The 13,715-nt window shown below is 38.4% G+C and carries 12 protein-coding genes; 8 read left to right on the forward strand and 4 right to left on the reverse strand.

The features are described 5' to 3' along the window. Window positions 1–74 precede the first annotated feature (74 nt). Window positions 75–1,499 (reverse strand): sodium-dependent transporter, encoded by a 1,425-nt coding sequence (locus I6F47_RS04760; RefSeq protein WP_010552537.1) that lies wholly within the window; start codon window positions 1,497–1,499, stop codon window positions 75–77. Between the two features lie 189 nt (window positions 1,500–1,688). Between I6F47_RS04760 and I6F47_RS04765 the strand changes: the two genes are divergently transcribed. The 6 genes from I6F47_RS04765 to I6F47_RS04790 all read left to right on the forward strand — a co-directional run bounded on the left by I6F47_RS04765 (window position 1,689) and on the right by I6F47_RS04790 (window position 6,021). Next, window positions 1,689–1,991, forward strand: coding sequence for a YciI family protein (locus tag I6F47_RS04765; protein ID WP_010552536.1), 303 nt, complete (start codon window positions 1,689–1,691; stop codon window positions 1,989–1,991). Between the two features lie 162 nt (window positions 1,992–2,153). Continuing rightward, on the forward strand, window positions 2,154–2,411 hold the full coding sequence (locus tag I6F47_RS04770) for a PepSY domain-containing protein (RefSeq protein ID WP_002959808.1): 258 nt from the start codon (window positions 2,154–2,156) through the stop codon (window positions 2,409–2,411). A 3-nt stretch (window positions 2,412–2,414) separates the two neighbouring features. Beyond that, window positions 2,415–3,089: a response regulator transcription factor gene (locus I6F47_RS04775; RefSeq protein ID WP_007375447.1), complete on the forward strand. Its 675-nt coding sequence runs from the start codon at window positions 2,415–2,417 to the stop codon at window positions 3,087–3,089. Further along, window positions 3,083–4,420 (forward strand): ATP-binding protein, encoded by a 1,338-nt coding sequence (locus I6F47_RS04780; RefSeq protein WP_010552535.1) that lies wholly within the window; start codon window positions 3,083–3,085, stop codon window positions 4,418–4,420. The genes I6F47_RS04775 and I6F47_RS04780 overlap by 7 nt, the downstream gene beginning before the upstream one ends. Further along, window positions 4,407–4,817, forward strand: a complete 411-nt coding sequence (locus tag I6F47_RS04785) for a hypothetical protein (protein WP_101163078.1) — start codon at window positions 4,407–4,409, stop codon at window positions 4,815–4,817. Before I6F47_RS04780 ends, I6F47_RS04785 begins: the two co-directional genes overlap by 14 nt. Before the next feature lie 124 nt (window positions 4,818–4,941). After that, window positions 4,942–6,021: a flavin monoamine oxidase family protein gene (locus I6F47_RS04790; protein ID WP_197111394.1), complete on the forward strand. Its 1,080-nt coding sequence runs from the start codon at window positions 4,942–4,944 to the stop codon at window positions 6,019–6,021. Window positions 6,022–6,090: 69 nt separating this feature from the next. Here I6F47_RS04790 and I6F47_RS04795 read toward each other — a convergent pair whose 3' ends face one another. Next, window positions 6,091–7,128, reverse strand: a complete 1,038-nt coding sequence (locus I6F47_RS04795) for an AI-2E family transporter (RefSeq protein WP_007585280.1) — start codon at window positions 7,126–7,128, stop codon at window positions 6,091–6,093. A gap of 170 nt (window positions 7,129–7,298) precedes the next feature. Between I6F47_RS04795 and I6F47_RS04800 the strand changes: the two genes are divergently transcribed. Then, window positions 7,299–8,189, forward strand: coding sequence for a TIGR01777 family oxidoreductase (locus I6F47_RS04800; RefSeq protein WP_165734902.1), 891 nt, complete (start codon window positions 7,299–7,301; stop codon window positions 8,187–8,189). A 354-nt stretch (window positions 8,190–8,543) separates the two neighbouring features. Continuing rightward, the gene (locus I6F47_RS04805; protein ID WP_002959792.1) at window positions 8,544–9,497 is read left to right on the forward strand and encodes a GGDEF domain-containing protein; all 954 of its coding nucleotides are present in this window, start codon (window positions 8,544–8,546) and stop codon (window positions 9,495–9,497) included. A gap of 189 nt (window positions 9,498–9,686) precedes the next feature. On the opposite strand, the gene I6F47_RS04810 is transcribed toward I6F47_RS04805, so the two are convergent. Both I6F47_RS04810 and I6F47_RS04815 read right to left on the reverse strand, forming a co-directional pair. Beyond that, complete coding sequence (locus I6F47_RS04810) at window positions 9,687–12,239, reverse strand: glycoside hydrolase family 3 protein (RefSeq protein ID WP_197102386.1); 2,553 nt, start codon at window positions 12,237–12,239, stop codon at window positions 9,687–9,689. Next, the gene (locus I6F47_RS04815) at window positions 12,239–13,513 is read right to left on the reverse strand and encodes a sugar MFS transporter (protein ID WP_010552530.1); all 1,275 of its coding nucleotides are present in this window, start codon (window positions 13,511–13,513) and stop codon (window positions 12,239–12,241) included. Before I6F47_RS04815 ends, I6F47_RS04810 begins: the two co-directional genes overlap by 1 nt. Between the last annotated feature and the right edge of the window lie 202 nt (window positions 13,514–13,715).

The following is a 13,715-nucleotide window of genomic DNA, read 5'->3' on the forward strand; positions in this document are numbered from 1 at the left end:
AACGCCTATAAAAAATGCCGCTAAGCTTAACTGAGCGGCATTTTATTATTCAATAAGCTTTTAAAGAGGTCTATTTAAAAACCAAATATTTTTAAATCAAAAAACTTAGTCGCCACTGTATTTATAAATATCACAGCTAGAATGACAGGAATAAACGTTGAAAGTGAAAAGTTAACGTACTTTTCCATCAAGCTTCCCGCATAATTAGGCGAACCTAAGCTTAGCTCTTGTGTTAAGCGTGCTTTTTTCCAGCGGTACATTACAAACAAACACACCATTAAGCCATTAAGCGGTAAAATTGTGTCGTAAAATACATCAACAATAATATCAAAAAAGCTCTTATTAACGCCGCCATAACTGGTGAACGAAGTAAGGCTGTCAATCATACCAAACGACATTGTACATAAAATAGTAAGTACACCGGTTGAAAGTGTAAGGATGCCCAATGCTTTTTTACGGCTAATACCTTTACGGTCACTTAGTGTTGCTGTCGGTACTTCTACTATTGAAACAAGTGAAGTAATCGCTGCAAAAAATACTAATAAAAAGAATGAGAACGCAACAATAGACGCACCTACATAACCAATATCATTTTGCAGTGCTAATAATATTTTAGGTAGGTATACAAAAATCATTGATACAGACGAGTCAGAAAGTGCTGATGGGTCTGTGTTTGGATCAAAGCTAAATATAGCGGGCAACACCATTAGGCCCGCTACAAACGCAACGAGTGAGTCTGTAATAGCGACCATTTTAGCGCTACTTACAATGTCATCCTTTTTAGAAATGTACGACGCGTAAGTCATTAATATACCCATACCCAGCGATAGCGAGAAAAACGCTTGGCTTAATGCGCCATTAAGTACACTTGCACTCATCTTAGAAAAATCAGGAATAATGTAGTATTTAACACCGGCCATTGCGTTATCAAGCGTTAATACATAAGTAACTAAAGCAAGTAGCATGAAAAGTAAGGCTGGCATTAAAAATTTAGCGGCTTTTTCTATGCCTTGTTTAACACCCCCTAATAAAATTAAGTTAACAATAATAACCACAACGGCCATATAACCAAACACAGTGTAACTATTAATAAAAACACCAAAGTGGCCAGGATCTGCAAGTAAATCTAAATTACCGAGGCCTGTTTGCGTTAAGTAACCAAAAATCCAAACTGTAATTACCATATAAAACACAGCAATCATAAATGGTGTAAGCACCGCTAAAAAACCTGCTAGCTTCCATTTTTTATCGTTATTAGATAATAGCTTGTACGAACCAAGTGGATCTTTTTGAGCATTACGACCCATTGCCATTTCAGCCATCATGACTGGTAAACAAATAAATACGACAAATAAAGCGTAAATTAATAAGAATGCGCCACCACCATTTTTGGTAGCAGAAACCGGAAAACCAACTAAATTGCCAATACCAACAGCCGAACCTGCCGCTGCCATTATGAATCCGAGACGGGAACTAAATCGTTCTCTATTTTCGCTCATGCATAAAACCTTTTTATTATTTTGTATATTTCAGCGACTCTACCAGTGTTACACAGAGATTTTCAAGCAATTACAGCTTAAAAATAAAATCGAAGTGTAAACCTGTGTAAATACGCTTTTAATTCACCAATTTTCAACGCTGTGGTAGTATTGCGTTAATCAAATTTAACAATTTTTATGAGATTCCTTATGTTGTACATGATTCACTCAACAGACGTTGAAAACAGCTTAGAGCTTAGAAAAGCAGCACGCCCGGCACATTTAGCACGCCTTAGTGAGCTTGATTCACAAAACCGTTTATTAACTGCGGGTCCATTTCCGGCAGTCGATAGTGAAGATCCTCAAGAAGCAGGTTTTACCGGTTCATTAGTTGTTGCTGAGTTTGAGTCAATAGAAGCAGCTCGAGAGTGGGCAGCAGCTGACCCTTACGTTGCCGCTGGCATCTATGAAAATACAATTGTTAAACCTTTCAAAAAAGTGTTCCCTGCTTAAAAGTGTATTAAACCCTAAGAGCGTGTGTTGCACTGTAATTCAGGGTTTGTTCACAAGATTTTAATTAAAATTACTGAGATAAAAGCGAATTTAGCGTTTTTACTTGAATTTTAGTAACTTAGTTAATTAAACTAAGTGGGTCTGGTCTAGGAGTTTTCCATTATGCGCGTATTATTAAGCCTCGGTTTTATTGCTTGTGTTAGCTTAGCTAACTTTGCTCAAGCAGCGACGGCCACCCAAGCATCTCATGCTGAGGTGGACAAAAAGAAAGCCGTAATACTTGCAAAGAAAACAATAGGCGGTAAGACCTTAAAAATTACCGAAAAAACAGATTTTTATACCGTACGAATACTCAAATCTGACGGCCACGTCGTTGATTTACATATAAATAAAAAAACCGGCGAAGTGAAAAAGGATTAACAAATGCGAATTTTAGTTATTGAAGACGATTTACATTTAGCAGATAACCTACGTAATGCTTTAGAAAAAGAACGTTACAGCGTGGATTTATGTCACGATGGTGAAGCAGGTCTTTTCCACATTACAGAATACCCGCTTGATATGGCCGTAGTTGATTTAGGTTTACCTAAAATAGACGGTATTGAGCTAATCAATAAAGCACGAGCACAAGGCATTACCATCCCTATTTTAATCTTAACAGCGCGCGATCGCTGGCAGGATAAAGTAGAAGGTTTAGATGCAGGTGCAGATGACTACCTTACAAAACCATTTCATGTTGAAGAACTTATTGCACGTTGTAATGCATTAATTCGCCGTAGTGCTGGTAAAGCAAATCCAGAAATGACTGCGGGTCCAATTAAAATTCATACACGTTCACAACAAGTATGGGTTGATGATAAAGAACTTAGCCTTACAGCTTACGAATATAAAGTACTTGAATACTTAATGGTAAATCCGCAAAAAGTAATTTCTAAATCAGAACTTACTGAGCATATTTACGACCAAGATTTCGACCTTGATTCAAACGTAATTGAAGTATTTGTACTACGTTTGCGTAAAAAGCTTGACCCTGAAGGCGTACTAAACCCAGTAGAAACACTACGTGGGCGTGGTTACAGGCTTAAAAGCCAGTGGTAATACCGCAAATATCGTTAAAAATAAGGCAAGGATTTATCCTTGTCTTTGTTTTATTAGTCGCACTCCCTATCTTATTTTATTCAATTGGCAAAGCGTATTACGCTTCACTGGTTGATGCGACAGAAAAAACCCTCGAGGCACAGCTCTACTCGCTAATATCTGAAGTCGACTTTACTGAGCATGGTATTATTATGCCCAGCACTATTTTAGCGCCTGAGTTAAACAGATTAAATTCAGACACCTACGCAATGATTTACCGCGATGATGACCCTGTTTGGAACTCAGAATCGGCTGTAAATTTAAACTATGTACCTCAACAAATAGAGACCAAAGCCGGTGCCGCCGACTTCAGGCGTGTGGAGTATAATAATACCGCGTACTGGCAACTTAGCCTGACTGTAATTTTAAACAACATAGATCAATCAGAACAAGCTCGCTTTATATTAGTCAAACGTAACGACGCTCTACTTCGTATAATGGATGGCTTTAAGCAAACCCTAGTAGATTGGATGTTTATCATGGGGATTGCAATTGCAGGCCTAATGGCGATTGGTTTCATTTGGAGCGCTCGCCCACTCCAACGACTCGATAAAGAAATAAAAGCGATTGAATCGGGTGATATTCAAGAAATTAAAGGCCTCTACCCTGTAGAGCTGCAAACAATAAAAGCAGACCTAAACTTGCTACTTGAGTCGCAACAGCGCCAAAAAGAGCGCTATAGAGCCTCATTGAGCGACCTTGCTCATGCACTTAAAACACCGCTTGCAGTACTTAAATCAAGTCCATTGGCAAACGATGCAGATGCACAAGAACAACTCGACCGAATTAATGTGATGATCGAGCACCAATTAAAGCGTGCTGCAACCGGTGCATCAGACACGTGGAAAAAGCAAACACCTATTAAGCCAGTACTCGATTCAATACTCAGTGCTATGGCAAAAGTATACCGTGATAAAGATATTATTTTTACCTGCACCGTAACCGAAAAAGATTACTTTTTAGGTGACCAAACAGATTTAATGGAATTACTCGGTAACTTGATTGATAACGCCTGTAAAGCGTGCCGCTCGCAAGTAGAAATACAAGTAATCCAAAGTAAAACTCTGTGTATTGGAATTAGCGATGATGGCCCTGGTGTGCCAGAGGATAAACGTGAATCTTTACTTACACGTGGTACTCGCCTCGATACATACGAAAGCGGACACGGCGTAGGCATGGCGATTGTATCTGATTTAGTTAAGTCGTATAACGGGACGCTTACCATTACCGATGCTGATAACTTAGCCGGCGCTCAATTTATCTTAGAGTTTAATTACAATGACAAAAAGTAACTATTTATTAAAACTAACTGCCATTGTGCTATTAGCTACAAGCCAGTACAGCTTTGCAAATGAAGCATGTACTTTAGCCGCTAAAGCAACAACCGATGAAGCTAAGCGGTATATTCAATGCCTAGATAGCCAGATTGATAAAGCAAAGCAAGCACAAGGCAGTTGGATACAAAAGCGCAAATATGAGCTAACTAAATCACAAGAAAGCACAGGTAATACGCAAGTACTGCCGTTATTTATGCGCAGCATTAAAAATAACGAAAAGTACCTTGAGAGCGCCTGCCAATGGCGTTACTTAATAAAACTTCCTAATGCGACAACAGCGGCCATTAGCTATAAACTCTGTGAAATAGAGCTTATAAATCAATTTACAGAATCACTAAAACACCCATTTTAACGTAACTTAAGCACACTAAACTAGTTACGTTTATCTACTCGTTCCCTTTAGCCTACTTGACAATTTATTCATATCAAAACAAACTACCTACTAGTAGATTGCTAAATAGCTAATAGGTAAACAAATGACTAAACCAGTAATAATTATAGGTGGCGGACTGGCCGGCTTATACAGTGCGTATAAATTACAACTGCTTAATATTGAGTACTTATTACTGGAAGCTAAATCGCAATTAGGCGGCCGAATTTTTGCTGCGCAATCACCAATAAATAACGATGTTAGTTTTGATTTGGGTCCTACGTGGATATTTCCTCACCAACCAAAAATCCAAGCTTTAGTAAAGTCACTCCACTTAAGTATATTTGAGCAATACAACAAAGGTGATGTGTTATATCAAGCACCTAACTCCAAGCAGCCTCAACAAATTGCAGGTGCTGGAGATATGCAGTTATTTAGGCTTAAGCACGGCATGAATACCCTAATAACTGCCTTATACGAGCAACTTAATCCTGATTCAGTGTTATTAGAACACAATGTCACTGAGCTTAAAAAAGGTGATAATAACTGGCAAATTACAGTTAATCACTTAGGTAATATAAAGCACTTTACTACTGAAAAACTAATTTCAGCTATTCCTGCTCGTATGGTTACAACACACTTAACACCTGAACTATGGGCTACTCCAACGCTCATAAACCGCCTTAGTAGTGTACCTACATGGATGGCAGGACAAGCCAAATTTATAGCTACTTTTGAACATGCATTTTGGCGTGATAAAAACTTATCAGGGCAATGCTTTAGTCGCGTAGGCCCAATGGTCGAAATTCACGATGCCAGTGCTGAAGATGGCAATTACGCCGCATTATTTGGCTTTATAGGTGTGCCCTACTTATCACGAAACCAAGTAACTAAAGAGCAATTAATTCAAGCCTGTGCCCAGCAGCTTAGCTACTTTTATGGTAAAGATGCTGAAAAGGCAACGGGGTATTTTATTAAAGACTGGGCAGACGATAAGTTTGTAGCTAATAGAGACGATCAAACTCAGCCTTCGCAGCACCCAGAATTTGATTTTTCAGGCTTAGATGGGCAATTAAATAACTTGAACATTCATTTTGTAGCGAGTGAGTTTGCAAAACAAGAAGCAGGATATTTAGAAGGCGCAATAAACGCGGTGGATGACGCTATTAAATTGTTTGTTAATTAATAGCCCTGTATTTACTGATAACTTCACCATCAAGGGCTTTAATTTTACAGCCCTTGATAGTTATAGATGTTAGTTATTTTTAGCAACGTCTTCGCCACTGCCTAGTAGAGTGGCAACCCACTTACCTTCAGCACTGGCTTCTAAGCCTATTTTTACAATCATAGTTAAGGGCACAGATAAAAGCATACCCACAGTACCTAATAACCAGCCCCAAAATATTAATGATAAAAATACCACTAGCGTTGAAAGACCCAGCCCTTTGCCCAAAAACTTAGGCTCTACAATATTGCCCATCACCGTATTTATTGTTAAATAACCTGCAGCAACCAATCCCGCAATTAACGGACCTTGAGTAATAAGCGCAAGTAATACAGCCGGTACAGCCGCAATAATTGACCCAATATTAGGAATGTAATTGAACATAAATGCCAATACCCCCCACAGCACAAAGTAGTCAACGTCTAAAATCCATAAGTAAAACGCAGCAATAATACCCGTACCTAAACTTACTAGTGTTTTAATTGCCAGATATGAATTAATAGACTCTAAAAAGCGGTCAATTTGCTTCATTTTGCTATCGGGATCTTCAAGTGCCATGTGTATTTTTTTGCTCAGCATTGGCCCTTCAAACAACATAAAAACAACGGTTAAAATAATTAAAAACATGTTTGCCATTACGCCACCTAAACCGGTGAGCATATTAGTGGCTACATCAACCATTTTACCTGGGTCGAACATATTGATTAACTGTTCTTTATTAATCAGTATGTTGTATTGAGATGCTAAATCTACAAGCCATACAAATTCTTCTTTGAGTTGTGTTTTATACTCAGGAAGTTGCTGCGAAAAATCGTTTATTGATTGCCCTACAAGCCCGCCAAGGCTTACACCTAAGCCAACTATAATAAGCACTACCAACATAACAGCAATACCTTTAGGAATTCGGTAGCGCGCAAAAAACTTGATAAGCGGATTACAAATAATGGCAATAAACGCCGCCAAAATAAACGGAATAATAATTACACTTGCCGCTTTTATCCCCGCGAGTACGACCACTAAGGAAGCAAAAACTATTAAGCTTTTATTTACTCCAGTTAAACTTGCCAATTTATTAACCCTTTTATTAATGATATGGCTTTAGTGTAAGGCAAAAGGTAATTAAATGAAATAATTACGAAGTGATCATAAAAGCCTGTTTTACGTATAAATTTGCAAAGCTGTTTGCTAGCGAGTATGTTTTTTAATCACTTGCTACTATTTTATTGTAAGGATTAATAATGCATATATTTATTACTGGCGCGACGGGATTAATTGGTAAGCACTTATGCCCTTTTTTACTTCATCATAATACTGTTTCTGTGCTTAGCCGAAATCCGACTAAAGCAAACGTATTATTAGGCCATAAAGTTAAAGCCGTAAGCAATGTCAATGCAGTAGATTTTAACACTGTTGATATTGTTATTAATCTAGCTGGCGAACCTATTGTAAATAAACGCTGGAGCGACAAACAAAAGCAAATAATACGCGACAGCCGTATTGGTGTTACACAACAAATTAGTGAAGCTATTAAAGCTTGTAGCACTGCCCCGCATACTTATATATCTGGAAGCGCCGTTGGATTTTATGGTCGACAAAATAGTAACCCTATTGATGAAACTTTTGAAAACCCACACGACGAATTTAGCCACCAGCTTTGTAAAGACTGGGAAAATGCAGCGCTACTCGCGCAATCAGAACACACCAGAGTGTGCCTTTTGCGCACGGGTATTGTTTTAGCTAAAAAAGGTGGAGCATTAAGTAAAATGCTACCCGCTTTTAAATTGTGTTTAGGCGGCCCAATTGGTAATGGCGAGCAAGGAATGTCGTGGATACACATCGACGATATGATTCAGCTAATACTCTTTATTATTAAGCATCCAGAAATATCTGGCCCAGTTAACGCAACTGCACCAAATCCGGTAAGCAACGCTCAATTTAGTGAAAGCTTAGGCGAGGCATTATCACGCCCTGCATTTATCCCCATGCCAACGGCAGTGCTTAAACTCTTAATGGGCGAAATGTCAGACTTACTAACAACCGGGCAATTTGTAGTCCCTAAAAAGGCACTCGTTCATAATTATCGTTTTCATCATCCTGATATTAAATCAGCTTTAGAGAGTTTGGTTTAGCGGGCGTTAATAATTCTTGAGGTAAAATATGAAAATTGAAAAAGCAATCCTTTTAACTGAATTGACCTTTTCTTATTAATACATAATAATTACAACAGTTAGTTAAATATATATTTCATCATTTTATAATAAAGAGAATAAATCATGTTTCATTTGCCTACTGTGATCTTCTTCTCTTTTATCCTTAACTTATTCATAAGCTTATTTTTTCTCTCAATTTATAAATATAAAAAACAAACATCTTTTTTATTATTTGGTTTAGCCTGTGCCACATTCGCATTAGCCGAAATACTAGCATGTTTGCGCTTATTCATAGATCTTCCTTTAATAACCCACTATTTAGCTAGTGTTTCAATGATTACTAGCCCACTTTTAATTATTGTTGGACTATATAAATACAAAAACGTACAAAATATTAGCTTAATGCCTCTTTACTGCATATTTGGTTTTTCTAGCTTATTGTTATTGGCAATTTATCCTTTCGGTGCAGCAAAAATGCTAACGAGTTTAGTAATTGCCGGATTATTTATTTACACAGCGTATTTAATCAAAAGCATGAGCTTTGTTGCTAAAGCCCAGAAAAAGGCGTTAATTACCTGCTTTTTAGTGCACAGTGGAGTTATGTTTTTAAATGCTATATTTCTATCAATACCGGTACTTAGTTCGAGTATTCAAGATGTAGCAACCCCTTTGCAAATTGTGCTTATTAGTCATTTACTATTAGCCACACTGAGTGCTCTTATACTGCCATTTTTGTTATTTTCTAATAGTGAATATACGCTATCGAACCTTGCCAATACCGACTCTCTTACACAGTTATTTAATCGCAGAGGTTTCTTTAATAACGCCAAAGCAGTCCTTAAACAACCTAATAACAATGATATAAATGTATCTATAATTATTCTAGATATTGACTTTTTTAAGCATGTAAACGATAAGTACGGCCACGACACGGGCGATCAAGCAATTAAATGGATTGCGCAGCACATAAAAGAGCAATTTATTGATGAGGGTATTTGCGCCAGAATAGGCGGTGAAGAATTTGCAATATTACTACCAGACTATTCCCTACGAGCAGCTAAAGAATATGCAGAGCACTTACGTGAAAATATTTCTAAGCATCCGTTTTATTATCAAAACGCGCATATAAAACTATCTGTGAGCGCGGGAGTGAGTCACTCTGTAAATGGTAAAATGAGTGTAAAAGACTTACTGTCGTTGGCTGATAAACGCCTTTATCTTGCTAAAGAAACCGGCAGAGATAAAGTAGTTAGCTTTGACGAAAAAAACCTCTTAATGCAGTGCTAATTATTTTACAAGCTATTATAAAAAAGGTTCCTCCTATAAAAACGTGGTAACCCTTTGTATTTATAGCGACTTGTTCCTATTTAGTTATATCAATTAGCTCAAGTATTTATGCAGGTTAGTATTAATCCTCTACATAAAAAAAGCCCTTCATTCGAAGGGCTTTGGTATACACACAATAGAGTTAATAAACTACTTACAAGACAGTGTAGCTTCGCCTGCCTTATTTGGCACAAACTGAATATTAGCCACAGAAATTGACGCTTTACCATTGCTGCGTAAGCTAAATGGGCTTGTTAGGTTTGCAAAATTAACACCCTTATCAGCAAAACAACCTAAATCGATTGATACTGACTGCCATTTATTCTCAATGCTTTTATCTACAACGTTTGCTAAATCAATGCTTGCACCACATTCGCCCGAGCAAGTCATAGCAAGTGCTATATCGCTCGTTAGTGCTTCGTTTAATTTAATATCAAAGCTAATCACACTATCGGCTTCAACGTAGGCAATGGTATCTTCTGCAAAGCTTGTTACTATTTCAGCACTGGCTTTTTCTGCACCGCTAAAGTTAAATTGGCGCGCGTCTTCTTGTACTATTTTGTCCTCAGTTCGGTATTTAATTGCACCAAATTCATGAGTACTACTCGATACATCTAAAAGCTCATTGCCCGATTTTAACAATAAGCGCCATGGTGCTACAGGTGCACCAACAAGTATATCCATACTCGTAAGCCCTGAGTTATCAAGTTTAGAGTCTTCATCAAGGTCGTCAGCTAACACGTTTTTATCGCCGTACGTTAAACCAAAACCATAAGGGAGTAATGGGTCGTAATTTTCATCGCCTTTATTAACCGCAGTTTGTACCGCTGATTTAGGCCAAGAAAACGATAATTTACCTTTAAAGTTATTTTGAATGGTGCCGTCTGCCGCTTTTAATAAAACATCAGCAATACCTGCGCCTTCTGTACCTGGTAACCATGCAGCTACAAACGCGTCAGATGCGTTAAGTTCGCTGTTAACCCACATAGGTCGACCTGATATAAACACCGATACAACAGGAATGCCTTGCTCTTTTAGCGAGTTTAAAAGTGCTAATGACTTTTTATTTCCGCGCTCAAACTCAAGGTTATCTTTATCGCCGTGCCCTTCTGCGTAAGGTTCTTCACCAAATACAACAATAGCAACATCAGGACGTTGTTCAAACGTGCCATCAGCACTTAAAGTAACACTTCCACCTGCTGCAGATATTTGCTCTTCAAGCCCTTTATATATCGAAGTAGCACCAGGGAAATCAGCATTTTTATTATTAGTCCCCTGCCACGTAATACTCCAACCACCCGACTGTTTACCTATATTATCAGCACCATCACCTGCAACAAGTACGCGTTGATTAGCTGCGATAGGCAATAGGTTATTTTTATTTTTGAGTAATACAAGCGATTCGCGCACAGCTTGACGTGCTACTTCGCGGTGCTCTTGGGCACCAATTAGCTCTGTTTTTCCAGAGTAAAGACGCTTAGCCGGGCTTGGTTTATCAAATAAACCAGCGCGAAGTTTTACGCGTAATATTCTGCTCACTGCGTCATCAATACGCGACATACTAATTTCGCCTGACTTAACTTGCGCAATTGTGTTGTTATAAAGAGGCTTCCAGGCACCTGTTGGGACCATGAAAATATCAAGGCCAGCATTAACGGCTTGTGCACAACTTTCGTTAGTACAGCCTTCAATTTGCCCATGGCCATTCCAATCGCCTACTACGAATCCATCAAAACCCATTCGTGTTTTTAATACATCAGTAAGTAAATATTTATTGCCGTGATTTTTAACGCCATTCCAGCTATTGAACGATGCCATAACCGATTGGCTACCTGCAGACAAGCCACCTACATAACCTTGGGCATGAATATCAAATAGCGACTGTTCGCTATCTATATTATTTCCCTGATCATCCCCATCAACCGTGCCACCGTCGCCAATAAAGTGTTTAACGGTACTAATTACACGCTTGTCACTTAAAAAGTCGCCATCGGCTTTACCTTGTAAGCCATTTACTATGGCTGCTGAGTAATCATGTACAATTTTTGGATCTTCTGAGTAGCCTTCGTACGTTCTGCCCCAGCGATCGTCGCGCACTACGGCAACTGTGGGTGCAAATACCCAATCTATCCCCGTAGCCATTACCTCTACTGCGGTAATAGACGCTATTTGCTCGATTAAATCAGGATTATTCGCCGCGCCTAAACCAATGTTGTGCGGAAATAACGTGGCACCAATTACATTATTATGGCCATGTACTGCATCGGTGCCCCACATAGTTGGGATACTACTGCCATCAACTGAGTCATCGACAGAAGCTTGATAAAAGCTCTCTGCTAAGGCTACCCAGTCCATTGGTGTTGCATGTTTGTCACCATTAGGGAATGCACCACCGCCATTAAGATATGAACCAAAGCCATATTTACGCATGTCTTCAACGGTAATATCACGAATTTCTGGCTGAATCATTTGAGCAACCTTTTGCTCAAGTGTCATGGCTTTTAAATAGTTAACTATTTTAGCTTCAATATCGGCATCTTTTTTAACGGCAATATTAAGTTTTGGCCAAATTTGCGCTGTTTTAGATAACGTTTCATTAGTTTCAACCGATGTTACTGCGTCGTTTGAACAAGCCGATAAAGTACCTACTGATGCAATTAATGTTGCTAAGGCTATTTTATTAAGTGTAAAAGGGGTTTTCATTATAGAGTCTCCTGCGCTTGAACTGGTTTGCTACCGCTTAAACCATAGAACACGATAAATATGTAACATAAAATAGGTAAAACATACGAAAGTTGAACACCCACACTATCAGCAAGTGCACCTTGTAAAAGTGGCACTATTGCACCACCCACAATCGCCAAACACAAAATACCAGAGCCTTGAGCTGTATGCTTACCAAGCCCATTTAACGCTAAACTAAAAATAGTGGGGAACATAATAGAATTGAATAAACCAACCAATAGTATTGACCACATTGCTAATTGACCCGACGTGCTCATGGCAATAACGACTAAAATAATAGCCATGGTTGCGTTAAAGCCAAGTACTTTACCAGCGGGTAATTTTTGCATTACAGCAGCACCAATAAAACGCCCAACCATAGCACCACCAAAATAATAAGTGATGTAATGAGCTGCAGCATGCTCTTTTAGTCCTGCAATATGTTCTTGCGCTAAAAAGCTTACTAAAAAGCTACCAATTGCCACTTCTGCGCCAACATACATAAATATACCCACAGCACCTAATGTTAGGTGACGGTATTGCCATGCACTGCCTTCAATTTTTTCTGAGTTTTTAGCCGCTTCTTTTTGTTCACTCATAATGTCTGGCAATTTAAGCCATGCAAAAATACCAGCTAGTAAAATAAGCATTGCAGCTAAAAGGAGGTAAGGAAGTTGTACTGATTCTGCATTTTGTGCCGGTGTTAAAAAGGCATCTGACGCTGAGTCCAGAATTAACAGAGCACCAAATGATGGTGCAACCGTAGTACCTAACGCGTTAAAAGCTTGAGTAAGCGTTAAACGAGACGACGCTGTTTTTGCTGAACCCAACAAACTTACATAAGGATTTGCAGATACTTGTAATAACGTTATGCCACTGGCAAGTACAAATAAAGCGAATAAAAATACAGGATAACTATGTAAAGACGCTGCTGGGTAAAATAAGACACACCCTACTGCCGCAATTAAAAGCCCAACCACGATTCCTTTTTTATAACCAAGCTTTTTAACAATGTGTCCACTAGGGAGTGACATTAAAAAGTAAGCGCCAAAAAAGCAAAACTGCACAAGCATTGCTTGTACATACGTTAAATCGAAAACCGCTTTTAAATGCGGAATCAAAATATCATTTAAGCAAGTAATAAAACCCCACATAAAAAACAGTGAAGTTAAAGATGTAAGTGCAAAACCATAGTTTTTATCTTGGTGGTTTTGCGACTGTGTGTGTGATGTCAGTGGTGCTGAACTAGCCATGTGCTCTCCGCAATTTATTATTATAAATTGATCTTCAGTAAGTAATTAATACAACCCCCGCTAAGGCGCAGTATTTAAGAGTTGACCTGAAGATTAATTAACATTAATCTAAAAATGTAAGCGCTTTCACGGCTAATTAAATACGAACATGTTACATATTTCAACAACTTTTATTTTTAATAATGTTTTGTACCCGCTGAAA

Origin of the sequence: Pseudoalteromonas sp. NZS37, from assembly GCF_015864265.1 — a bacterium.
In the GTDB taxonomy this organism is placed as follows: Bacteria; Pseudomonadota; Gammaproteobacteria; order Enterobacterales; family Alteromonadaceae; genus Pseudoalteromonas; species Pseudoalteromonas arctica.

What these genes read in the sequence shown, in the direction of transcription:
- I6F47_RS04760 (WP_010552537.1), bottom strand. Translation starts at nt 1,499, where the DNA reads ATGAGCGAAAATAGAGAACGATTTAGTTCCCGTCTCGGATTCATAATG.
- I6F47_RS04765 (WP_010552536.1), top strand. Translation starts at nt 1,689, where the DNA reads ATGTTGTACATGATTCACTCAACAGACGTTGAAAACAGCTTAGAGCTT.
- I6F47_RS04770 (WP_002959808.1), top strand. Translation starts at nt 2,154, where the DNA reads ATGCGCGTATTATTAAGCCTCGGTTTTATTGCTTGTGTTAGCTTAGCT.
- I6F47_RS04775 (WP_007375447.1), top strand. Translation starts at nt 2,415, where the DNA reads ATGCGAATTTTAGTTATTGAAGACGATTTACATTTAGCAGATAACCTA.
- I6F47_RS04785 (WP_101163078.1), top strand. Translation starts at nt 4,407, where the DNA reads ATGACAAAAAGTAACTATTTATTAAAACTAACTGCCATTGTGCTATTA.
- I6F47_RS04790 (WP_197111394.1), top strand. Translation starts at nt 4,942, where the DNA reads ATGACTAAACCAGTAATAATTATAGGTGGCGGACTGGCCGGCTTATAC.
- I6F47_RS04800 (WP_165734902.1), top strand. Translation starts at nt 7,299, where the DNA reads ATGCATATATTTATTACTGGCGCGACGGGATTAATTGGTAAGCACTTA.
- I6F47_RS04805 (WP_002959792.1), top strand. Translation starts at nt 8,544, where the DNA reads ATGATTACTAGCCCACTTTTAATTATTGTTGGACTATATAAATACAAA.
- I6F47_RS04810 (WP_197102386.1), bottom strand. Translation starts at nt 12,239, where the DNA reads ATGAAAACCCCTTTTACACTTAATAAAATAGCCTTAGCAACATTAATT.
- I6F47_RS04815 (WP_010552530.1), bottom strand. Translation starts at nt 13,513, where the DNA reads ATGGCTAGTTCAGCACCACTGACATCACACACACAGTCGCAAAACCAC.